The following is a 20,801-nucleotide window of genomic DNA, read 5'->3' as shown; positions in this document are numbered from 1 at the left end:
TTGCGTTTTCAATCCAGCAATCGGGTGATGGTCCGTACGATCATCTCGGCTTCCTTGGCATCCAACGTCAGCGGCGGCAACAGGCGAATGATCTTGCCCCGTGTGACGTTGATCAGCAGCCCGTGCTCCTGGGCGGCACGTTGGGCCAGGTCGCGATAAGGGCTGGCCAGCTCAATCCCGATCATCAAGCCTTTGCCACGAATTGCCCGGACGTGCGGGTGCCCATCCAGCTCCATGCGCAAGCGCGCCAGCAAGTGTTCGCCCTGGTGTGCGGCGTTTTGCAACAAGCCTTGCTCATGAATGATATCCAGCACGGTGCAACCGACACGGCACGCCAGCGGGTTGCCACCAAAGGTGCTGCCATGACTGCCTGGGGTGAACAGCTCGGCGACGGCGGCGCGGGCCAGGCAGGCGCCGATGGGCACGCCATTGCCCAGGCCTTTGGCCAGCGTCATCACGTCTGGCACGATGCCTTCGTGCTGGAAGGCAAACCAGGTGCCGGTGCGCCCGATGCCGGTCTGGATTTCGTCGAGCATCATCAGCCAGCCGTGGCGCGTGCAGTGGTCGCGCAAGGCTTTGAGATAACCCACTGGCGCCACCACCACACCACTTTCACCCTGGATCGGCTCAAGCAGCACAGCTGCGATGCGCGTGCCGAACTGCGCAGTGATCACCTCCAAAGCCTGCATATCGCCAAAGCCTACCTTGATGAAATCCCCCGGCAGGCGCTGAAAGCCCAGGCGCACCGACGGCCCGTCGCTGGCGGCCATGGTGCCCAGCGTGCGGCCGTGAAAGGCGTTCTCCATCACCACCACCAACGGTTGTTCAATGCCTTTTTTCCAGCCATGCAAGCGCGCCAGTTTCAGCGCTGTCTCGTTGGCCTCGGCGCCGGAGTTGTTGAAGAACGCGCGATCGAGCCCGGACAGCTGCGCCAGGCGTTGGGCCAGACGTTGTTGCCAGTCGATGCTGTAGAGGTTGGACGTGTGCAGCAGCAAACCGGCTTGTTCGCTGATAGCTGCCACCAGCCTGGGGTGGGAATGGCCGACATTGGTCACCGCCACGCCGGCGACAGCGTCCAGGTATTCGCGGCCCTGCTGGTCCCAGAGGCGCGTGCCCAGGCCACGGGTGAAGCTCAGGGCCAAGGGTTGGTAGGTGCTCATCAGGCAGGCGGCGGTCATGGTTGCGGCTCCAGTGCATCGTTGCGGTGATGGAAGTATCGTTAACCACCTGCGCTGGATAAACTGCGAATATCTGCAATGACTTTAAACCAGGGCTTGATAATGGATCTGTTCCAGGCAATGTCGGTGTACGTGAAAGTGGTCGAAACCGGCAGCATGACTGCCGCCGCGCAAGAATGCGGGATGTCGACCACCATGGTGGGCAACCATCTGCGGGCGCTGGAGCAACGGCTGGGCGTGAGCTTGCTCAAACGCACCACGCGTAAGCAGAACCTGACCGAATTTGGCGGCCAATATTATCAGCGCTGCCTGGAAGTGCTGGGGCTGGTGGCGGACTCCGAACTGCTGGCCGAGCAAATCCACAGCGAAGCTCCTAAGGGCAGCCTGCGCATCACAGCGCCTCCCGTGTTCGGCACCGAACGCCTGGTGCCGGCCTTGAGCGAATTTTCCCAGCGCTACCCGCTTATCGACCTGTACGTGGTGCTGGGCAATGAACGCATGGACCTGGTCGACAGTGGCTTCGACGTAGCGATCCGTCTCGGTGAACTGGGGACCTCCAGCCTGATCGCCCGGCCTATGCAGCCCTATACGCTCACCCTCTGCGCATCGCCTGCCTACCTGGCGCGACGCGGCACGCCGCAGACCCCGCAGGACCTGCAACAACATGACTGCCTGGCATTCGCCTACCCTGCGAACGACAACTGGCGTGACACCGACAAACTGTGGCGCATGAGCGAGGATGGCAGCGAGGTGGAGGTTCCGGTGGCGGGGTCATTGACCATCAACAGCTCGCAAGGCTTGCGCCAGGCGGCCGTCAACGGCATGGGCATCACGATGCTGGCCGACGCCTTGGTGCAACCGGACCTGGAGAGCGGCAAGCTGGTGGCCCTGTTAACCACGTATAAATTGCCCAGCCGCCCGATGCACCTGCTGTATCGCCATGACCGTTACCGCCTGCCCAAGCTGCGGGCATTCGTCGATTTCGTCATGGAAAAGTGGGCACATTAAAGGCCACGCCCAACGCCCGCAAACGCGCGGCGGTACGCTCGGCCGATACATGATGAATGCCCTGCCAACCCAAGGCGATAGCGGCCTCGGTGTTGCCGGCGACATCGTCAATAAACACCACTTCATTCGGTTTTATGTCCGGCAGGTGAGCGCGGATCTGATCAAGGCTGGCGTGGTAGATAGCAGGATCAGGCTTGATCAATTCCAACTCGCCGGACACGACGATGTTTCGAAAGAGTTGCAGGAACGGATAGTGGGCCCGGGCGTAGGGGAAGGTCTCCGCCGACCAGTTAGTAAGCCCGAACAACGGCATATCGGCCTCGTGCAACGCCTTGAGAATCGCCACGCCGTCGGCTAACTCACCGCGCAGCATCTCGTGCCAGCGCTCGTAGTAAGCCTGGATCAAGGGTTCGTGATCGGGATGCAGGTCAATCAGGGTGCGGGTGGCTTCGGCCAGGGTACGACCGGCATCTTGCTCGGTGTTCCAGGCCTGGGTGCAGATGTTGTCGAGGAACCACTGCCGCTCCGCCTCATCGGCGATCAGCTTGCGGTACAGGTGCTGCGGGCTCCAGTCGAACAGGACACCGCCGAAATCAAAAACTACTGCACGAATCGTCATCAGATCCTCCGTTGGCGTGGCTTGATAGCAGCTGGAGTCTGGCAGATCTGGAAGAGAGAGGCGCGCGTCGGGGCGTAAGAAGTGTCTGAAAAGACTCGGATCAAATGTGGGAGGGGGCTTGCTCCCGATAGCAGGGTGTCAGCCACTGAAGATAGTGACTGATACACCGCCATCAAGCCCCCTCCCACATTTTGGTCTGGATCAGACCTTAAGCTTGGATCAGGCCGTTGATTTTGACGGTCGGGTTCACATCCGCGTCGTAATCCACGCCGTCAACTTCAAAGCCGAACAAGCGCAGGAACTCGGCCTTGTAGCCGGCAAAGTCGCTGATCTCATTGACGTTGTCGTCGGTAACCTGGTTCCACAACGCAGCCACGGCGTCCTGGACCTTCGGTTCCAGCTCGGCCAGGTCGGCGCGCAGGCGGCCATCGGCGTCGAGCTTAGGTTCTTTACCGTACAGGCTGTCCTTGAACAGGCCGTAGACTTGCTCGATGCAGCCTTCGTGGGTGCCCTGCTCTTTCATCACCTTGAACAGCAACGACAGGTACAGCGGCATGATCGGGATCGCCGAGCTGGCCTGGGTCACCACGGCCTTGAGCACAGACACGCGGGCGTCGCCCTTGAGCGCCGCCAGGTTTTCGCGCAGGGTCAGGACTTTCTTGTCCAGGTCTTTCTTGGCTTCGCCGATGGAGCCGTTCCAGTAGATGTCCTGGGTCAGCTTCTCACCGAGGTAGGTGAAGGCGGTGGTCTTGGCGCCTTCGGCCAACACATCGGCGTCACGCAGGGCATCGATCCACAGCTGCCAGTCTTCGCCGCCCATGACCTTCACGGTGCCGTCGATTTCTTCCTGGGTTGCAGGCTCAAGAGTGGTGTCTACCACTACGCCCTTGTCGGTGTTGATACCGCGCAGGGTCACGGCCTTGCCGATTGGCTTGAGGGTGGAGTTGTGCACCACGCCTTGCGGGTCGGTACGGCGCGGCGCGGCCAGGCTGTAGACCACCAGGTCGATCTTGCCCAGGTCTTTCTTGATGGTGTCGATGGTCAGGCGCTTGATCTCGTCGGAAAACGCGTCGCCGTTGATGCTCTTGGCGTACAGGCCTTTTTCCACGGCAAACTTCTCGAATGCCGCGCTGTTGTACCAGCCGGCGGAGCTCAGCTTGCCTTCTTCGCCTTCTTTCTCAAAAAACACGCCCAGGGTGTCGGCGCCACAGCCAAACGCAGCACTGATGCGCGCGGCCAGGCCGTAACCGGTGGAGGCGCCGAGGACCAGCACCTTCTTGGGGCCGCCTTCGATGACGCCATTCTTGGTTACGTAGTCGATCTGCTCTTTGACGTTCGCTTCACAGCCAACAGGGTGGGCGGTCACACAGATAAAGCCACGAACCCGCGGTTTGATGATCATAAAAATTTCTGCCTCTTCCAAGGTGCCGAAGGCCAATGGTGGCCATTCAACTTCAATCGTACCGGTCTATGACGTCCAAAAAACCGAAGCGTCACGATAGTCGCAAATCTTCTGTTCTCAAAATTCAATCCACAAAACGTCGAAGCCTGCACGGCAACGGTTACAAATTGTGCAGCGGCTTCACAATTTCACCCTATTTAAAAACGCCTGCCGGCGCCAGAAACCCCTATGATGACGATATTGTTTCAATATGTTTCGGCCTTGGAGCCTCGTTTCATGAGCAAAAATGCTGTCGGCAAAAAGCTGGTGTCCCTGGCGTGGGTTCTCGGCGTTCTGCTGTTGATCTATTGTTTCCCGCGCAGTTGCCTGGTGTTTCTGCTGTTGGTGGTGTGCTGCGGCGTTTATGACTTCCTGCGCAACGGCCTCTACGACCGCGACACCATCAAGAAATACTTCATCGGCAACGGTCGCAATACCTGGGTGCTGGCACCGTTCAACACCCTGCTCGATCTGCTGAGCAGCCGCAACCGCCATGTCTATACGATGCAAGACCTGCCACCGGCCTGGCGCGAAGACCTGCAACAGGTGATCGACGACGCCATGGCCCGCAAGGATGAAATCATCGGTTACCTGGACGAACGCATGGCCGAGAAGAAACGCGGCATGTTGTTTTTCCAGTGGTACGGCCGCCCCATCGAGACCACGCTGGATATCCCGCAACTGCGCAAGAAATTGCCATTCGTGAAGACCATCGGTGTCTCGGTATTCAACGAGAACCGTTCCACGTCCTTTCACTTCGGCCCCCTGCGCATGATGTTCCGCGTGCTCTACAACATGGCCCCGGCGCCCCACCACGAAGGCGTGTATATCCAGGTAGGCAAGCACAAGCACTACTGGCACGACGACCCGCTGTTTATCTTCGATGACACGCTGATGCATGCGTCCTTCAACAAAAACGACGCCAAGCGCTACTGCCTGTTCATCGACATCGTGCGCCCGACCTTGCTGCCGTCAGTGCTCAACGCCGTGATCGCAGGCTTTGCCGGGCTGGTCTTTACCCTGCGTCGGGTTTTCTACAAAAACTGGAAGCTGATTCAGTAAGTTCTGCGGCATGATGGTGCTGGACGGTATTTGCGCTGGGCCTTGCGCCTGAGGTAAATAACCGTCTCGTGCGACCTTAATTGGCGCTCACCATTCTCAAGCCATCGCCCCGAAACGGGCGCGGTGGCTGTGCTTTCAAGGAATCAGAATGCTCCAACGTCAAGTCATCAATGCCTCCGTCAGCCCCAAGGGCAGCCTCGAAACCCTGTCCCAACGTGAAGTGCAGCAACTGAGTGAAGCCGGCACCGGCAGCATCTACACCCTGTTCCGCCAATGCGCCTTGGCCATCCTCAACACCGGCGCGCATATCGACAACGCCAAGACCATCCTCGACGCCTACAAAGACTTTGAAGTGCGTATTCACCAGCAGGACCGCGGCGTACGCCTGGAACTGCTCAACGCCCCGGCCGATGCCTTTGTCGATGGCGAGATGATCGCCAGCACCCGCGAGATGCTGTTCAGCGCCTTGCGTGACATCGTCTACACCGAGAACGAGCTGGACAGCCAGCGCATCGACCTGAGCAACTCCCAAGGCATCACCGACTACGTGTTCCACCTGCTGCGCAACGCCCGCACGCTGCGCCCGGGTGTGGAGCCCAAGATCGTGGTGTGTTGGGGCGGCCACTCGATCAACACCGAAGAATACAAATACACCAAGAAAGTCGGGCACGAACTGGGCCTGCGCAGCCTCGATGTGTGCACCGGCTGCGGCCCCGGCGTAATGAAAGGCCCGATGAAGGGCGCGACCATTTCCCACGCCAAGCAACGCATCACCGGCGGGCGTTACCTGGGCCTGACCGAGCCTGGGATCATCGCCGCCGAAGCACCGAACCCCATCGTCAATGAGCTGGTGATTTTGCCGGACATCGAAAAACGCCTGGAAGCCTTCGTGCGCGTCGGCCACGGCATCATCATCTTCCCCGGCGGTGCCGGCACGGCAGAAGAGTTTTTGTACCTGCTGGGCATCCTGATGCACCCCGACAACCGCGACGTGCCGTTCCCGGTGGTGTTGACCGGGCCCAAACACGCCGCGCCTTACCTGGAACAGCTGCACGCGTTCGTCGGCGCCACCCTCGGCGAAGCGGCGCAGCAGCATTACCAGATCATCATCGACGACCCCGCCGAAGTGGCGCGCCAGATGACGGCCGGCCTCAAGGCAGTGAAGCAGTTCCGCCGCGAGCGTAACGACGCGTTTCACTTCAACTGGCTGCTGAAGATCGACGAAGGCTTCCAGCGCCCGTTCGATCCTACCCACGAAAACATGGCCAGCCTGCAACTGAGCCACGCGCTGCCGCCCCATGAACTGGCAGCCAACCTGCGCCGGGCGTTCTCGGGGATTGTGGCGGGTAACGTCAAGGACAAGGGCATCCGCCTGATCGAAGAGAACGGCCCGTATGAGATCCACGGCGACCCGGCGATCATGAAACCGCTGGATGAATTATTGAAGGCGTTCGTGGCCCAGCACCGCATGAAACTGCCGGGCGGCGCGGCGTATGTGCCGTGCTATCGCGTGGTGCAGTGAGGTAGCGGCGGTAGGTCATAGTTTGTATCTGTTTGGGGCGTAGCCAACGGTGTGAGGATCGAGCATTCGGACTAGGGTTTTACTACCGACTGACTCACACCTGCGAGCGACCTATGGACCAACGGATATTGTCCTCTGTCATTCCTTACCCTAAGGTAAGGAATATCACGATGGAGATCTTCACTATGGCTACCGCCACGCTCACTTCAAAAGGGCAAATCACCATCCCTGTCCAGGTCAGGACAGCCCTGGGCCTGGAAACAGGCGACCGGGTGGAATTCGTCGAATTGGAAGACGGCAAGTTTTCCATGATCGCCGCCAGCAAAACCGTCAAGGACCTCAAGGGATTGATCCGCAAACCCGCTCACACCGTGTCTATCGAAGACATGAACCGAGCCATCGCGGCCCAGGGAGCAACCGCTGGATGATCGGCCTGGATACCAACGTGCTGGTGCGTTATGTGACCCAGGACGACCCGGTTCAATCAGCTAAAGCATCCCAACTGATCGAATCGCTCACCGCCGCCTCACCCGGTTTTGTCAGCCTGGTGACGCTTACGGAGCTGGTGTGGGTGTTGCAGTCCTGCTACCAGTCGACCAAAAGCGACGTGGTGACGGTGCTGGAAACCTTGCTGTACACACGGGAACTGACCGTCGAGCACGCCGATATCATCTGGCAGGCCCTGCGCAGGTTCACCGCAAGCAAAGCGGACTTTGCCGACTGCCTGATCGAACGCTGTGGCCACGCGGCCGGTTGCGAGTACACCGCAACGTTTGATCTGAACGCGGCCAAGGCAGCGGGGATGAAACGGATCGGCTAGGCCGGCTTTTTTGTAGGAGCGAGCAAGCTCGCTCCAATGGGAGAAAGCGTTGGGTTAGCGAACCCAGCCGCCGATCTGCCAGTGGTAGCCATCATTACGCTGCACCCAGTGCGGGTGTACATAACGATAGCCCTGACGCACTGGTTCCCAATGGCCATGCACTGCCACATAACGCCCGCCTTCCCAACGCCAATAACCGCGTGACCAGATATAACCTTCGCGCACCGCAGGCTCCACTTCGATCACCTGCACCGGCGGCGGTTGCGGCGCCACCACATCAACGTACTCGTGTTGTACCGGCCTGCGCTCATGCACAACACGCTCCTGCACACACCCGGAAGCGGCGACCACCATGGCGGCCAATGCTGCATAACGTAGCAACATACAAAACCCTCGGGCGCGAACGCCCAACACCTGCACTGGTAAAAATCCCCCCTTGTTTCAGCCACGCTCCTGCTTGGCCCTGGGTACTTTTTAACAGGCGGTGTCTGTCGGGTTGCTGAACCTGCCAGCCTCAGTAAGTACAGGCGACAGTCGGTCGCTTCAGGCGCACCAGCACCAACCCCGCCACGACCACGGCAATACCCGCGTAGGTCGATGCGTGGATCACATCGCCAAACATCAACGCCGCCCACACCAACGTCACCGGCGGCTCCAGGTACACCAGCGCCGCCACATGGGTGGCCGTCATCACCCGTAGCAGCATCCACAGGCTCAAATAGGCGAGGAAGGTGGAGAACACCGTCAGCCACACAATCGAAATCAGTACGTTGGTGTCATGGGGAATACTCAGGGTGTCGGTGTAGATCACGGCCGCGGTAAAACCTATCAAGGTCAACAGCGACTGGATAAACAGCGGCAATACCAACCCGCTGTCCTGGGTCTGCACCGAACGACGCTCGTACAAGGTCGCCAGTGTCAGCCCAAGTGCCGACACCAGAGGCAAGAGATACATGACCAACCCGACACCCTGCCCGCCACCACCATACTGCCCGGCAATCACAATCGACACACCGACAAAGCCGATCATCAACCCCAACCACTGCCAGCCGCCACTGCGCTCGGACGCCATGCCTGTCGACAATGCCGCTGTCATCAACGGCTGTAACGCCGCAATGATCGCCGCGATCCCGGGCGGTAGACCGTTCTGGATCGCCACGTAGAGGCAACTCAAATATAGGAACTGCGACAGGAACCCGACAACTGCGTGATGACGAATCTGCTGCCAGGAAACCCTCAGCAACCGTCTGTTCAAAAACACTGCCAGGCATAACGAAACCAACAAAAAACGCCAGAACAAAAGGTTGAAGGCTCCAGCACTCTGCGCGCCTAACTTGGCACCTATAAAGCCGGAACTCCAGGATAGGACAAAGACGACCTGAAGCAGTAACAACCGCGTGTAGCCGATACGAGCCGTCATCGTGCCCCCTGCAACTGCAACGGCACGAGTTCGCCAAACGTGATGGGGTCAATCCCCAAACGCCGATATTGCTCGCTGGCGGATCGCACCAGGTCACGCTTGAGCTGGAACCACGGCTTGATGGTACGCAGCACGCCATCGTCGGATGCCAAGTGCCAGAACTTATTGACATCCGCCTGACTGTAAGGACAGTGAAACGACAACACCAACGACATGCGCCGGCCTTGAGTGAGTGGGCGCACGCCATGAAACACTCGACTGCCGTAGATATACACCGCATCGCCACTGGCTTTCACACCACAGCTTCGCACGTTGTCATTGAGGCTTGCGACATCAAAGCGCTCCACAGGGCCCTCAAAATAAACGAACTCTCCACCTTCATACTCGCTGGGCTCAGACAGCACTATGTTCAGCACAAAGCTGGTTCCATCGGTATGCCACATACCGATCTGTGCCCTATCGTGCTGAGCCTGGGGCGGGTAGAAGTAATTGACCTGGGAACGGGCGCGCAAGAAAGGGTGCGGAACCAGCGGCACACCTGCAATTTTTGACACCGCCAGCAGGAACGCCCGACTGTCCATCATCTCCCGGATAAGTGTCGATGACCGCGTTGCCGCACGGGTACGGTTAGAGATAATCCAGTCGCTGGTGCTGGACCCCGCCTCCAACTGATAACACGCTCGCCTCAACTCGGCGATGCCCTGCTCATTGAACAGCCCCGAGACCTGAGCCACTGCCGTCAACTGCTCGGGCTGGGCAATTACTAGTGGCGACCTCATGTACCCCAGGTTCGCTAAGCTGCGATGACCTGTGAGGCATGGGCCATCACTGCACAAATAACTGTCACTCCAGTGTTGCAACGTGTCGAGCAGGGCCCCGGGATGCTTACATCGGGATGCGGGAACCAGTGATGCTTGCAGGGCTGACTTCAGGCGTGCAGCCCCTTGTGCGAATACGGGTAGCTCACTTTGCTGTTTCATCGTGACTTCCTCTCTCAATTGGCTATACCGTGATCCATTCGGTACTCCGATAACTGGTAGAGAACGCTGCCGTCACCGCTGCAATACTCACCAATGACGCGACATCCACCGTAATCCTGACGCACGCGGCTAAATTGCTCGCGGGTGTACTTCAAGCACACATTGGTCAACAAATAACCTTCATCTTTACCGCTGAGAACAGGAAGCAAGGTTGCCGCCACGCGATACCGATCATCATCGACTTCAATGTCTGAAACGATGACTTCATGATTGCTGCCGACCTTGTCAAAACCGAGCTTCAAACCCACCAGCTCAGAAAAGCGAGTCATGCAGTGATGCCGATAAAAGCGATGAATATGCGCATCATCATCCGGGATGGACAGCTGCATTTCTGACAAGACATAGGTCCGTGTCCCACCTATTTTGCGAATGATTTGGCCGATCGTTTCAGGCAGTTCATTTCCCTCCTGAAACCCCAGCATCGTGACTAATGTCACGTCCTGCCCACATTCAATATCGTCCCGGCACAACGCGCGGAAATCAGTGGCCAAATAACGAAAGTTCTCAGGCGCTGCCAGCAGTGGTTCCACCGCTCGACGCATTACGTCATGTGAGGCCCGGTTGATATCAACCGCCGTGTAATGTACAGCTCCCACCCCGTTCTCAAGCAGATGATGAAGCAGCACGGACGTCTTGATCGGCTCTGGTCCCAATTCGACGTAATGCAAACGGTCTTGACCTACCAGACCGACCAAATCATCCGCCACGGCGCGTAAAATCTCACTTAATGCTCCATTGCCGCAGGGTGCCGCACAGAGGTCAACTCGGTTCACACCCTCCAAATTCAACGAGGTCATCAAACCAAGGATTTCTTCACTGACCTGTCGATCTCGATCCTTGAGATCGGTAGATGTCGATGCGTACTTTTCGGCATTTTCAATCGTCCAGATCTGGACGTCATAACCGTGGTTGTTTTTCAGCGATGACGCTACCAACTCATTGATATCCATATATGGGCTCCTTTTTCTTATTGTCAGGCGCGAAAGCACATACGAACCTGTTTGACCCAAAGCCTAATCAGCATGCATGATTTTGTATATTTGAATAACCTGCACCACTAATCCTCAAAAGAAGAATCATGAGCAAGCAACTCAATATCGATCTGCTGCGAACCTTCCATGCGGTCGCCCGCTTCCGTCGCTTCAATGAAGCAGCGAGCCATGTGCATCGGAGCGCTTCGACCGTTACGACGCAGATTCAAAAGCTGGAAGACTTAGTCGGCCAACGCCTGTTCAGCCGGAGTAACCAAGGTGTTGAGCTGACGATGTATGGCAAGAAACTACTCAGCGAAACCACCGACTTTCTCAAGAGCCACGACCGCTTACTGGCCTCCTTAACCCCCCAGCGCATGCAAGGAAGGATTCGCCTGGGGCTTCCCGATTCTTATGCGCCGGCTTTCATGCGCGATTTCCTGCCGCAGCTTATCGCTGACAATCCCTTGCTTGAGTTGGAAATAGAAGCCAGATCCAGTGGCGAACTGTTCACCATGTTCAGCCGGGAACAGATTGATTTGGCATTGGTCGTCAGTGCTCAGCCCTTGGAGCAGGGAGAACAGTTGGGTTCGATACAGCCTGTATGGGTTGTTTCCGACCAATTCAAAACACCGGAACAGGCGCCGCTACCTATCGCCGTGCAATTAACCGGATGCCCCTATCGAGCCTCGGCGATACGGGCGTTGAAAGAGCATGGCGCCTACTATCGAGTCCTGCTGGAAAGTGCCAGTTCTACTGCGGTAGAAACCGCCGTGATCTGCGGATTGGCCGTTGGCCTGATTGAAGAAAGCCGAATAACCGCTGGGCTGACCCAAAATATCCCCGGCGTTCAACTGCCTGAATTGCCGCGCCACCACATCTACTTGTTGTCCGATAGCGCAAACCATCTGGCGCTTCATCTGCATGAGCAACTCAAGAAGGGATTCACCCTCTGAATGCCCACAAAAAAGCCCGCTGACCGTCACCGGTTCAGCGGGCTTTTTCGTGGGTGTTGCTTACAGCGCCAGGTCAGACGCCGGCTTGCTTGGCTCAGCCGCAGGCTTGGCAGCCTCGGTAGCCTGTGGAGCAGCCAGTTGCGGGATAGCTGGCGGTGGTGTCAGTTGCAGCACACCGGCAGTGTAGGCCCATTCCTTGGCAACAGCTTCAGGGCTGTCGTTCAGCTTGGTGCCGTAGCTTGGCACGATCTGGTGCAGTTTCTCCTGCCAGGCCGGGCTTGCTACCTTGTCCTTGAAGACTTTTTGCAGCACGGTCAGCATGATCGGAGCCGCGGTGGACGCGCCTGGCGATGCACCCAACAGGCCGGCAATGCTGTTGTCGGCAGAGCTGACTACTTCGGTGCCCAGCTTCAGCACGCCGCCCAGCTCTTCGTCACGCTTGATGATCTGCACGCGCTGGCCGGCTTGCCACAGGCGCCAGTCGGACTGCTTGGCGTTCGGGAAGTACTCTTGCAGCGCCTTGAAGCGGTCGTCATCGGACAGCATCAGTTGGCCGGCGAGGTACTCGACCAGTGGGTATTCACGAATACCGACTTTGGTCATGGGCCAGATGTTGTGGGTGGTGGTGCTGGTCAGCAGGTCCAGGTACGAGCCTTCTTTCAGGAACTTGGTCGAGAAGGTCGCGAATGGGCCGAACAGAATCACACGCTTGCCATCCAGCACGCGGGTGTCCAGGTGCGGAACCGACATCGGTGGCGAACCTACCGAAGCCTTGCCGTAGGCCTTGGCCAGGTGCTGTTCGGCAACGGTTGGGTTCTCGGTGACCAGGAACGAACCACCGACCGGGAAGCCAGCGTATTCCTTGGCTTCCGGAATGCCCGACTTCTGCAGCAGGTGCAAGGCACCGCCGCCGGCGCCGATGAACACGAACTTGGCGTCGGTTTCAGTTTTGGTGCCGTCTTTGAGGTTTTTGTAGCTCACACGCCACGAACCGTCGTCGTTGCGAGTGATGTCCTGCACTTCGCTCGACAGCTTCAAGTCAAACTTCGGCGTGGTTTGCAGGTGAGCGACGAACTGGCGGGTGATCTCGCCGAAGTTCACGTCGGTACCGATCGGGCTCCAGGTGGCCGCGATTTTCTGGCTCGGGTCACGCCCTTCCATCATCAGCGGAACCCACTTGGCGATCTGCGCCGGGTCTTCGGAGTACTGCATGCCGGCGAACAGCGGGCTGGCCTTCAGGGCTTCGTAGCGCTTTTTCAGGAACTTGATGTTGTCATCGCCCCACACAAAGCTCATGTGCGGTGTGGAGTTGATGAACGAACGCGGGTTCTTCAACACGCCCTGCTGAACCTGCCAGGACCAGAACTGACGGGAAATCTGGAACGCTTCGTTGATCTCGACAGCTTTCGGGATCTCAACGTTGCCGTTCTTGTCTTCCGGGGTGTAGTTCAGCTCAGCCAGGGCCGAGTGACCGGTACCGGCGTTGTTCCAGCCGTTGGAGCTTTCTTCGGCTACGCCATCGAGGCGCTCGACCATCTCCATCGACCAGTCTGGTTCCAGCTCATTGAGCCAGACACCCAGGGTCGCACTCATGATGCCGCCGCCGATCAGCAGCACATCGACTTTCTTTGCCTCTTCCGCGTGAACGGACGTGATCCCCATCGACAAAGCCAGCCCCAGCAGGGCAGTGTTTACTTTTTTAAACATCAGTAGCACCTATGATAAAACGCCATCCGCCCTACCGCCCCCGATCATGAGTAACCCTCGTTCACGCTACGTCAGGCAACGTACCGCGGGGTCTGCACATTCACATGAAGGCTGCAGGGTGGGCACACAAGGCCGATGGATCGACCTCACTGTTATGTCCCTTCTGCGCTGACTTCTTATCGTTATTGGCTTCAGCTACCTGGGCGACAGCCAACCGCTGGGACGTATACGGGTGTACGCACCAGGGAAAGACTAGACCAAGACGGCGCGCAGAATATCACGCTAAACAGCGTTTATGCGCCGTTTGGCCAATTGACAGGCCTAAATCGCGGGTTTTAATGCGCCGGTGTCAAGCCTGACAGCCGCGACCTGCGGTCACAGGCCCGGAACTCTCACGCAAATGGCGGTTCTAGACACCTTCGCCGTTGCCTGCGTAGCATCGGCAGCTGTCCTTCGTGCACACCTTTCACACAGAGTTACCCATGACTACCCAGCAAACACCCGGGCACGTACTGCCCGCGCGCAGCGCCGCGAAAATGGAAGCGGCCATGGCCGTAGGCGCCTTCGCGATCGGCACCGGCGAATTCGCCATCATGGGCCTGATGCCCGACATCGCCCAGAACCTGGGCCTGAGCGAACCGCAAGTCGGCCACGCCATCAGCGCCTACGCCCTGGGCGTGATGGTCGGCGCCCCACTGCTGGCCATCCTCGGCGCCAAGCTGCTGCGCAAACACATGCTGCTGTTGCTGATGGGCCTGTACGCCCTGGGCAACTTCGCCACCGCCTTCACCCCCACCTTCGGCTCGCTGGTGGCCTTCCGCTTTATCAGCGGCCTGCCCCACGGCGCCTACTTCGGCATCGCCGCCGTGGTCGCCTCCAGCATGGTGCCCACCGACAAACGTGCCGGCGCCGTAGCCCGCGTGATGATGGGCCTGACCCTGGCCATGCTGCTCGGCAACCCCATCGCCACCTTCCTCGGCCAACACCTGGGCTGGCGCTCGGCGTTCGCCCTGGTCAGCGTGATCGCCCTGCTCACCATCGCCCTGGTCTGGCAATTCGTGCCCCACCGCCACGACGAACAACGCAGCGACCCGCGCAAGGAACTGCGCGCCTTCACCAAACCCCAGGTCTGGATGGCCCTGTCCATCGGTGCAATTGGCTTTGCCGGGATGTTCTGCGTATTCAGCTACCTGGCGCCGACCATGCTCGAAGTGACCAAAGTCTCGCCACAGTGGATTCCGTTTGGCCTCGCCGCCTTTGGCGTCGGCGGGATTATCGGCAACATTGCCGGTGGCAAGCTGTTTGATCGCATGCAGTTTCGAGCCGTAGGCTTGATATTGGTGTGGTCGATGGCCGTGCTGCTGTTCTTCCCCTTAGCCGCCTCGTCGCTATGGGGCGTGCTGCTGAGCATGGGGTTGGTTGGCACTATGGTTGCGCTGGCAGCACCGTTGCAGATTCGCCTGATGGACATTGCCCACGAAGCGCCAAGCCTGGCGGCAGCGTCCAACCATGCCGCGTTCAACCTGGCTAATGCGCTGGGCCCGTGGTTTGGCGGTATGGCCATCACTGCCGGCCTCGGCTGGACCAGCACCGGCTACATCGGCGCCGCGACAGCCCTGGTAGGCCTGGGCCTCTACCTGATAGCTCGGCGTATGAAAGGCGGCCACTAACGCCACAAGTTTTGCGCCGATCATAGATCCAATGTGGGAGGGGGCTTGCCCCCGATAGCAATGGGCCAGTCAACACACCACTGACTGACCCCCTCCTTCAATCATCATGCAACAACCCCGAACCATACTCCCCATAACTACTCCCCAGCCCACTGCCGCCAAAATTCATCTTGGCGGCTTTGCCGGGGCTGTGGTCCCCAAACGCCTGGCATCCACCAGAAAAGCACGGGTCACTATTCACAGCTGGTGAAGATGAACAAGCACTCAACATCAACGTGCCGGTGATCATCACGACTTTGACGAGATTCGAGATCATGATTTTTCAACTCCCTGTGGGCTGGAGGCGCTGGGGTCCTCTCTTGCAGGCAATCGTAGGCCTCAAAGGCGCAGGGAATTATGAAACTTTGCTGGGGGACAGCATGAGTTCAAGTTGCCGCCCTGGTTAAGGCGGCAGGGATGGTTGTCAGGCTTTGACTGAGGCAGTCACAGGCGCAACTTGCTCCTGGGCTCGATCAACCAGCAGCGAGCTCAACTCGATTAACTGCTGAATGCCTAGGGCGATGGCGCGCTGGGAATCGTCGAGGTTGAACGCCAAAGTGGCGGCCATTTCGTTGGCGGCTGCGAGGTTTTCGGCGGCGTTAGCCAGGAGGGTTTCAGGGTCGAGGATTGGGTTTACGAGGAATAGGTTGTTGCTTGGGTGTTCTGCGGGCGCAGCGTCGTCGGATGGGGGCAAGTGATGATGGATTGCTCGGTGGGCTGCGGCTAGAAGCTTGGGATCGGCGGACGATACGGTTTGATCAAGAGAGAAACTGCGTGTGTTGTTGTGCATGGGCGAAGCTCCAAATGTTCACGGGAGTTAAAAACGCCTTAGCAATACGGACTTCCACCTCCGGCCACTGGGTTTGAAGTGACGTGAGGAGGTTAGCTATGGGTGGCCTGAGGGGCAAGCCGAGAAAGGTGTGGGAAATCTCCTAGAAAAGTGGGCCTGCGCTAAAAAATTTCTGGGCTTTATTTATAGATATCAAATTGATATCATTAGATCTATGTACCCTCAATGGATTTGATGTATGTCGATCGACATGGAACCCAAAATAAAAATAAGCCCTCTGCTAACCCCTATGGATATTGAAGCAGATAAAAACATAGAGAAATGGCTTGTACATATAAACAGACTCCTAAACAGATCAAAACACAAAATAGGAACAGCGATAAGCAACAAGATTTTGCAAATAAGCAAATACAATCTTATACCAACCATTTTAAGCTCAGTTATATTTAGCTATCTAGCACTAAACGACGACTTAAAAGCATCTGTACGTCGACTAACACCAGCACCAGCAAGAGCAGCAATCATCGAAAACTTTAGCGTAGCTAGCATCACGCTCGTTCTAGCTGTGTCTGCGATAGTTATGGCAACGTGGATTCTTTGCTCAAACAGCATGAGTGACATAATCTTAAAGCGACAAAATAAAAGATTAACACAAGAAATAGAAAACCTTCGACGCCAGCACGACAGCAAAATAATTGATTGCACCGATTTGTTTAGCAAGTTTATCTACTCAACCTATAGAAAACTAAAATATGGCGTAACAGAGCGAATCAGCTTATACGTATTAGAACTTGACCACTTCCGGTGCGTTGGTAGACACTCCGATAACGAGAAGCACACGGAGTTCCCCAAAAAAATGTATGCTAAGGAGTCAGGTTTAATTGGACATGCTTGGACACTAGGGAAAGCCACTGTAACTGGCCTTCCAGATCCACTCATCAATATAGAAAACTGGGTAGCGGCAAACGCAAAAGCCGGAAAAATCTCAGATACTACCCTGCGCGCTATAGGCATGAAAAGCCGTTCATTACATTGCGTTCGAGTTAAGAACAGCAAAAGCGCCTCAGTAGCGATCATAGTTTTTGAGTCTACCAATACCGACCTACCGAATATAGCAACCATTGATGCAGATTTTGGAAAAAATGAATCAAGGACAATCGCCAATCTTTTAGACGCACTTAGACCGCACATGGTTAGTCTCGAGATCGCCAAGAAGGCAGGGTTCTAATATGAAAAACACTCTAATTGAAATAATTAATTACATAATAGCAAAACACCAACCATCCAAAAAAATATCACTCTCAAGACTAATAAAAACAATCTATCTCGCCGACTGGAAGGAATCAATAACAAATAAAAAACAAATTACCAACATAGAGTGGTTCTTTAACCTTAACGGCCCTTACAACTCGTTAATACTGAAAGAGTCAGAAAAAGAAAAGAGCATAAAGATAACCACCACACTAACTGAACGCGGAAAAAAACTAACAACCTTAGAAACAACTGAAGAAAAGAAAAATCATCTAGACGCCGAAACCATAAAAATACTCGACTTTGTAATAGAAGCCACAAAAAACAAAAAACACAATGACCTAGTAAAACTAGTAGCTTCAACGTACCCCGTAATTTCAAGTGAAAAATTTCATACACTCAACCTTATAAAGAAAGCCGAGGAGTACAAAGAGTACTTGGACAATACAGAAGCCCCTTAACAAACAACAACATTGACGTTAGAGATATAGCAAACGGGGACGGCAAACGGGGACAGGTTTATTTATCCGCCGCTGAAAAAAGCCAATCACCAGTCAACAAAAAGCCGTCTCAATCGGCGGCTTATTCTTAAGAATGATTTTTAACGACTAATCCGTCAGTTCATCTGGTATATGCGTATTGAGCCAATCGGCCAAAGCGGCGTTCATCCACGTTTCCCAGCCCGTCCAGAAGCCTTGAATCGCTCCAGCATGTCAGCATCAAAACGAAAATGACGTGCTCTTTAGTGGCTACTGACTTTGGCCGGGGGGGATCGACTGCAGATCCTTGGCGTATCCCACACACGGCAACGCCCTCGTTCGAAGTGGTAATGCGCGCAAAACTTGCCTCTCCGACACCCAAGATCCGTTCCTGATAAACTGCGCCCCCTCCGCCTCGCTGACTCAGATCCCCCATGCCCCTACAAACCGCCCCACTCTCCCGCCGCTTCTCCGTCGCCCCCATGATGGACTGGACCGACCGCCACTGCCGGTTCTTCCTGCGCCTGCTCTCCAAACACGCCCTGCTCTACACCGAGATGGTTACCACCGGCGCTATCCTCCACGGCGATCACGACCGTTTCCTGCGCCACAACGAAGCCGAGCACCCGCTGGCGCTGCAATTGGGCGGCAGTGTCCCAGCCGATCTGGCCGCCTGCGCCCGCATGGCCGAGGCCGCCGGTTACGATGAAGTGAACCTGAACGTCGGTTGCCCCAGCGACCGGGTGCAGAACAACATGATCGGCGCGATCCTCATGGCGCACCCTGCCCTGGTGGCGGACTGTGTAAAGGCGATGCGCGATGCGGTGTCGATCCCCGTGACGGTGAAGCATCGTATCGGCATCAATGGCCGGGACAGTTATGCCGAGCTGTGTGATTTCGTCGGGACGGTGAAAGACGCGGGTTGCACCAGTTTTACCGTGCATGCGCGGATTGCGATTCTGGAGGGGTTGTCGCCCAAGGAGAACCGTGACATTCCACCCTTGCGTTATGACGTGGCGGCGCAGTTGAAGCGGGATTTTCCGGAGTTGGAGATTAATCTCAACGGTGGGATCAAGACGTTGGAGCAGTGCCAGGAGCATTTGCAGACGTTTGATGGGGTGATGTTGGGGCGGGAGGCTTATCACAATCCGTATTTGCTGGCCGAGGTGGATCAACAGCTGTTTGGCAGCACTGCGCCTGTCATCACCCGCGCCGAGGCGCTGGCACAGTTGCGCCCGTATATAGCCGAGCACTTGGCAACAGGTGGCTCGATGCATCACATCACGCGCCATGTTCTGGGGCTGGGAACCGGTTTCCCGGGGGCGCGTAAGTTTCGGCAATTGTTGTCGGTGGATATTCATAAGGCGGTGGATCCGTTGGCGTTGCTGGATCAGGCGGGGGAGTTGTTGGAGGGGCGGTGACGGGTTGGGTGTCAGTGGGGGTATTTGGGGCTGACAGGCTGCTTTCGCGAGCAAGCCCGCTCCCACAGTTTTGAGCGATGCGTGTCAGGTGAATATCAGTGGCTGCACTGGCGTCATCGCAGGCAAGCCAGCTCCCACAGTTTTGAGCGATGTGTGTCAGGTGAATGTCAGTGGCTGGACTGGCGTCATCGCAGGCAAGCCAGCTCCCACAGTTTGACTGATGGGGGTCAGGTGAATGTCAGTGGCTGGGCTGGCGTCATGCAGGCAAGCCGGCTCTCACAGTTTGATTGGGGTGGTTATCGGGCAGTTGGGTTGAACCTGCCAACGATTTTGCCCTCCTATTAAGCACCACGGCCGGTAATTCAAACGGCCGTTTCCAGGTTATTGCCCTCGCAAACGACCTAACGCATTTGCGCCCTTGAGCGCTTGCCAGCGCTCGGGTAATGTCATCAGACCCACAGGACAGAGCACGCCCATGACTTCCAAGCTGGAACAACTCAAGCAATTCACCACTGTCGTAGCCGATACCGGCGATTTTTCCACCCTCGCCAAGCTCAAGCCACAAGACGCGACCACCAACCCTTCCCTGCTGCTCAAGGCTGCGTCGATCCCGGGCTATGCCAAGCTGCTGGATGAGTGTGTGCAAGACTGCAACGGCGACGTGGGCCTGGCCAGTGACCGCTTTGCGGTGGCGGTGGGTCAAGAAATTCTCAAAGTAGTGCCGGGCCGTATTTCCACTGAGGTGGATGCGCGCCTGTCGTTCGACGAGGCCGCGATTCTCAAGCGTGCGCACCGTCTGATCGACCTGTACGACAAAGCCGGCGTTGGTCGTGACCGCGTGCTGATCAAGATCGCTTCTACCTGGGAAGGCATCCGTGCCGCCGAGAAGCTGGAAAAAGAAGGCATCCAGACCAACCTGACGCTGCTGTTCTCCTTCGCGCAGGCCGTGGCTTGTGCCGAAGCGGGTGTGTTTCTGATTTCGCCGTTCGTGGGCCGTATCTACGATTGGTACAAGAAGGCCAATGGCAACGATTACACCGGTTCCGATGATCCGGGCGTGCAGTCGGTGACGCGCATCTACAACTACTACAAGGCCAACGGCTACAAGACGGTGGTGATGGGTGCGAGCTTCCGTAACCTCAGCCAGATCGAAGAGCTGGCCGGGTGTGACCGCCTGACCATCAGCCCGGACCTGTTGGAGAAGCTGGCAGCCGATGAAGGCAAGCTGGAGCGCAAGTTGGCGCCAGGCCATGCCGGTGAGGCCAGTGTGCATATGACTGAAGCGCAGTTCCGTTGGGAGTCCAACGAGGATGCGATGGCGACTGAGAAGCTGGCAGAGGGTATTCGCCAGTTTGCTCGGGATCAGGAGAAGCTGGAGGCGTTGTTGTCGGCCAAGCTGTAAGGGCA

The 20,801-nt window shown here is 57.0% G+C and carries 21 protein-coding genes; 11 read left to right on the top strand and 10 right to left on the bottom strand.

The window, feature by feature from the left end:
- Positions 1-8 precede the first annotated feature (8 nt).
- On the bottom strand, positions 9-1,178 hold the full coding sequence (locus tag TK42_RS03040; protein WP_103733560.1) for an aspartate aminotransferase family protein: 1,170 nt from the start codon (positions 1,176-1,178) through the stop codon (positions 9-11).
- A 102-nt stretch (positions 1,179-1,280) separates the two neighbouring features.
- Here TK42_RS03040 and TK42_RS03035 point away from each other — a divergent pair, with 102 nt between their 5' ends.
- Complete coding sequence (locus TK42_RS03035; protein ID WP_032877192.1) at positions 1,281-2,186, top strand: LysR family transcriptional regulator; 906 nt, start codon at positions 1,281-1,283, stop codon at positions 2,184-2,186.
- Here the strand turns inward: TK42_RS03035 and TK42_RS03030 are convergent.
- Together TK42_RS03030 and fabV are read right to left on the bottom strand one after the other, a co-directional pair.
- Positions 2,164-2,805 carry an HAD family phosphatase gene (locus TK42_RS03030; protein ID WP_103733559.1) on the bottom strand — a complete coding sequence of 214 codons (642 nt, stop codon included), beginning with the start codon at positions 2,803-2,805 and terminating at the stop codon, positions 2,164-2,166. The two genes, TK42_RS03035 and TK42_RS03030, sit on opposite strands and share 23 nt — an antisense overlap.
- Positions 2,806-3,013: 208 nt before the next feature.
- Positions 3,014-4,207, bottom strand: a complete 1,194-nt coding sequence (gene fabV / locus TK42_RS03025; protein WP_032881058.1) for an enoyl-ACP reductase FabV — start codon at positions 4,205-4,207, stop codon at positions 3,014-3,016.
- 276 nt (positions 4,208-4,483) lie between these two features.
- Here fabV and TK42_RS03020 point away from each other — a divergent pair, with 276 nt between their 5' ends.
- The 4 genes from TK42_RS03020 to TK42_RS03005 all read left to right on the top strand — a co-directional run bounded on the left by TK42_RS03020 (position 4,484) and on the right by TK42_RS03005 (position 7,650).
- The gene (locus TK42_RS03020; protein ID WP_103733558.1) at positions 4,484-5,308 is read left to right on the top strand and encodes an aspartyl/asparaginyl beta-hydroxylase domain-containing protein; all 825 of its coding nucleotides are present in this window, start codon (positions 4,484-4,486) and stop codon (positions 5,306-5,308) included.
- 148 nt (positions 5,309-5,456) lie between these two features.
- A complete protein-coding gene (gene ppnN, locus TK42_RS03015) occupies positions 5,457-6,830 on the top strand; it encodes a nucleotide 5'-monophosphate nucleosidase PpnN (RefSeq protein ID WP_032877195.1) in 1,374 nt (457 codons plus the stop codon).
- A 170-nt stretch (positions 6,831-7,000) separates the two neighbouring features.
- Complete coding sequence (locus TK42_RS03010) at positions 7,001-7,258, top strand: AbrB/MazE/SpoVT family DNA-binding domain-containing protein (RefSeq protein ID WP_078820648.1); 258 nt, start codon at positions 7,001-7,003, stop codon at positions 7,256-7,258.
- The gene (locus tag TK42_RS03005; RefSeq protein ID WP_103733557.1) at positions 7,255-7,650 is read left to right on the top strand and encodes a PIN domain-containing protein; all 396 of its coding nucleotides are present in this window, start codon (positions 7,255-7,257) and stop codon (positions 7,648-7,650) included. The genes TK42_RS03010 and TK42_RS03005 overlap by 4 nt, the downstream gene beginning before the upstream one ends.
- A 54-nt stretch (positions 7,651-7,704) precedes the next feature.
- Here TK42_RS03005 and TK42_RS03000 read toward each other — a convergent pair whose 3' ends face one another.
- The 4 genes from TK42_RS03000 to TK42_RS02985 all read right to left on the bottom strand — a co-directional run bounded on the left by TK42_RS03000 (position 7,705) and on the right by TK42_RS02985 (position 11,060).
- A complete protein-coding gene (locus TK42_RS03000) occupies positions 7,705-8,034 on the bottom strand; it encodes a YXWGXW repeat-containing protein (RefSeq protein WP_005786252.1) in 330 nt (109 codons plus the stop codon).
- 130 nt (positions 8,035-8,164) lie between these two features.
- Positions 8,165-9,070, bottom strand: a complete 906-nt coding sequence (locus tag TK42_RS02995) for a DMT family transporter (protein WP_103733556.1) — start codon at positions 9,068-9,070, stop codon at positions 8,165-8,167.
- Positions 9,067-9,849 carry a 2OG-Fe(II) oxygenase family protein gene (locus TK42_RS02990; RefSeq protein WP_248128202.1) on the bottom strand — a complete coding sequence of 261 codons (783 nt, stop codon included), beginning with the start codon at positions 9,847-9,849 and terminating at the stop codon, positions 9,067-9,069. The genes TK42_RS02995 and TK42_RS02990 overlap by 4 nt, the downstream gene beginning before the upstream one ends.
- Positions 9,850-10,064: 215 nt before the next feature.
- Positions 10,065-11,060, bottom strand: a complete 996-nt coding sequence (locus TK42_RS02985; protein ID WP_103733554.1) for a hypothetical protein — start codon at positions 11,058-11,060, stop codon at positions 10,065-10,067.
- 128 nt (positions 11,061-11,188) lie between these two features.
- On the opposite strand from TK42_RS02985, the gene TK42_RS02980 reads away from it, so the two are divergent.
- On the top strand, positions 11,189-12,037 hold the full coding sequence (locus tag TK42_RS02980) for a LysR family transcriptional regulator (protein ID WP_103733553.1): 849 nt from the start codon (positions 11,189-11,191) through the stop codon (positions 12,035-12,037).
- Between the two features lie 60 nt (positions 12,038-12,097).
- Here TK42_RS02980 and mqo read toward each other — a convergent pair whose 3' ends face one another.
- A complete protein-coding gene (gene mqo, locus TK42_RS02975) occupies positions 12,098-13,744 on the bottom strand; it encodes a malate dehydrogenase (quinone) (RefSeq protein ID WP_103733552.1) in 1,647 nt (548 codons plus the stop codon).
- Between the two features lie 482 nt (positions 13,745-14,226).
- On the opposite strand from mqo, the gene TK42_RS02970 reads away from it, so the two are divergent.
- Positions 14,227-15,414 (top strand): MFS transporter, encoded by a 1,188-nt coding sequence (locus TK42_RS02970; protein ID WP_103733551.1) that lies wholly within the window; start codon positions 14,227-14,229, stop codon positions 15,412-15,414.
- Between the two features lie 97 nt (positions 15,415-15,511).
- On the opposite strand, the gene TK42_RS02965 is transcribed toward TK42_RS02970, so the two are convergent.
- Positions 15,512-15,730 carry a hypothetical protein gene (locus tag TK42_RS02965; protein WP_080889019.1) on the bottom strand — a complete coding sequence of 73 codons (219 nt, stop codon included), beginning with the start codon at positions 15,728-15,730 and terminating at the stop codon, positions 15,512-15,514.
- Positions 15,731-15,877: 147 nt separating this feature from the next.
- Positions 15,878-16,243 carry a DUF6124 family protein gene (locus TK42_RS02960; RefSeq protein WP_103733550.1) on the bottom strand — a complete coding sequence of 122 codons (366 nt, stop codon included), beginning with the start codon at positions 16,241-16,243 and terminating at the stop codon, positions 15,878-15,880.
- A gap of 238 nt (positions 16,244-16,481) precedes the next feature.
- Between TK42_RS02960 and TK42_RS02955 the strand changes: the two genes are divergently transcribed.
- From TK42_RS02955 to tal, 4 genes are all read left to right on the top strand, one after another.
- Positions 16,482-17,471: a hypothetical protein gene (locus TK42_RS02955; RefSeq protein WP_103733549.1), complete on the top strand. Its 990-nt coding sequence runs from the start codon at positions 16,482-16,484 to the stop codon at positions 17,469-17,471.
- Position 17,472: 1 nt separating this feature from the next.
- A complete protein-coding gene (locus tag TK42_RS02950; protein WP_103733548.1) occupies positions 17,473-17,955 on the top strand; it encodes a type II toxin-antitoxin system antitoxin SocA domain-containing protein in 483 nt (160 codons plus the stop codon).
- 452 nt (positions 17,956-18,407) lie between these two features.
- On the top strand, positions 18,408-19,394 hold the full coding sequence (gene dusA, locus TK42_RS02945; protein ID WP_103733547.1) for a tRNA dihydrouridine(20/20a) synthase DusA: 987 nt from the start codon (positions 18,408-18,410) through the stop codon (positions 19,392-19,394).
- A gap of 475 nt (positions 19,395-19,869) precedes the next feature.
- Entirely contained in the window at positions 19,870-20,796 is a 927-nt protein-coding gene (gene tal, locus TK42_RS02940) for a transaldolase (protein ID WP_103733546.1), read from the top strand.
- Positions 20,797-20,801 lie beyond the last annotated feature (5 nt).

Origin of the sequence: Pseudomonas sp. GZJR-8 (assembly GCF_002916705.1) — a bacterium.
Classification (GTDB): Bacteria; Pseudomonadota; Gammaproteobacteria; order Pseudomonadales; family Pseudomonadaceae; genus Aquipseudomonas; species Aquipseudomonas synxantha_A.
The sequence above is the reverse complement of the archived record's forward strand: the minus strand, read 5'-3'. Positions and strand labels throughout refer to the sequence as shown.

Bases quoted from the DNA above. Each gene is read 5' to 3' on its own strand.
- TK42_RS03040 (WP_103733560.1), bottom strand. From the start codon at position 1,178: ATGACCGCCGCCTGCCTGATGAGCACCTACCAACCCTTGGCCCTGAGC.
- TK42_RS03035 (WP_032877192.1), top strand. From the start codon at position 1,281: ATGGATCTGTTCCAGGCAATGTCGGTGTACGTGAAAGTGGTCGAAACC.
- TK42_RS03030 (WP_103733559.1), bottom strand. From the start codon at position 2,805: ATGACGATTCGTGCAGTAGTTTTTGATTTCGGCGGTGTCCTGTTCGAC.
- fabV (WP_032881058.1), bottom strand. From the start codon at position 4,207: ATGATCATCAAACCGCGGGTTCGTGGCTTTATCTGTGTGACCGCCCAC.
- TK42_RS03020 (WP_103733558.1), top strand. From the start codon at position 4,484: ATGAGCAAAAATGCTGTCGGCAAAAAGCTGGTGTCCCTGGCGTGGGTT.
- ppnN (WP_032877195.1), top strand. From the start codon at position 5,457: ATGCTCCAACGTCAAGTCATCAATGCCTCCGTCAGCCCCAAGGGCAGC.
- TK42_RS03010 (WP_078820648.1), top strand. From the start codon at position 7,001: ATGGAGATCTTCACTATGGCTACCGCCACGCTCACTTCAAAAGGGCAA.
- TK42_RS03005 (WP_103733557.1), top strand. From the start codon at position 7,255: ATGATCGGCCTGGATACCAACGTGCTGGTGCGTTATGTGACCCAGGAC.
- TK42_RS03000 (WP_005786252.1), bottom strand. From the start codon at position 8,034: ATGTTGCTACGTTATGCAGCATTGGCCGCCATGGTGGTCGCCGCTTCC.
- TK42_RS02995 (WP_103733556.1), bottom strand. From the start codon at position 9,070: ATGACGGCTCGTATCGGCTACACGCGGTTGTTACTGCTTCAGGTCGTC.
- TK42_RS02990 (WP_248128202.1), bottom strand. From the start codon at position 9,849: ATGAGGTCGCCACTAGTAATTGCCCAGCCCGAGCAGTTGACGGCAGTG.
- TK42_RS02985 (WP_103733554.1), bottom strand. From the start codon at position 11,060: ATGGATATCAATGAGTTGGTAGCGTCATCGCTGAAAAACAACCACGGT.
- TK42_RS02980 (WP_103733553.1), top strand. From the start codon at position 11,189: ATGAGCAAGCAACTCAATATCGATCTGCTGCGAACCTTCCATGCGGTC.
- mqo (WP_103733552.1), bottom strand. From the start codon at position 13,744: ATGTTTAAAAAAGTAAACACTGCCCTGCTGGGGCTGGCTTTGTCGATG.
- TK42_RS02970 (WP_103733551.1), top strand. From the start codon at position 14,227: ATGACTACCCAGCAAACACCCGGGCACGTACTGCCCGCGCGCAGCGCC.
- TK42_RS02965 (WP_080889019.1), bottom strand. From the start codon at position 15,730: ATGATCTCGAATCTCGTCAAAGTCGTGATGATCACCGGCACGTTGATG.
- TK42_RS02960 (WP_103733550.1), bottom strand. From the start codon at position 16,243: ATGCACAACAACACACGCAGTTTCTCTCTTGATCAAACCGTATCGTCC.
- TK42_RS02955 (WP_103733549.1), top strand. From the start codon at position 16,482: ATGTCGATCGACATGGAACCCAAAATAAAAATAAGCCCTCTGCTAACC.
- TK42_RS02950 (WP_103733548.1), top strand. From the start codon at position 17,473: ATGAAAAACACTCTAATTGAAATAATTAATTACATAATAGCAAAACAC.
- dusA (WP_103733547.1), top strand. From the start codon at position 18,408: ATGCCCCTACAAACCGCCCCACTCTCCCGCCGCTTCTCCGTCGCCCCC.
- tal (WP_103733546.1), top strand. From the start codon at position 19,870: ATGACTTCCAAGCTGGAACAACTCAAGCAATTCACCACTGTCGTAGCC.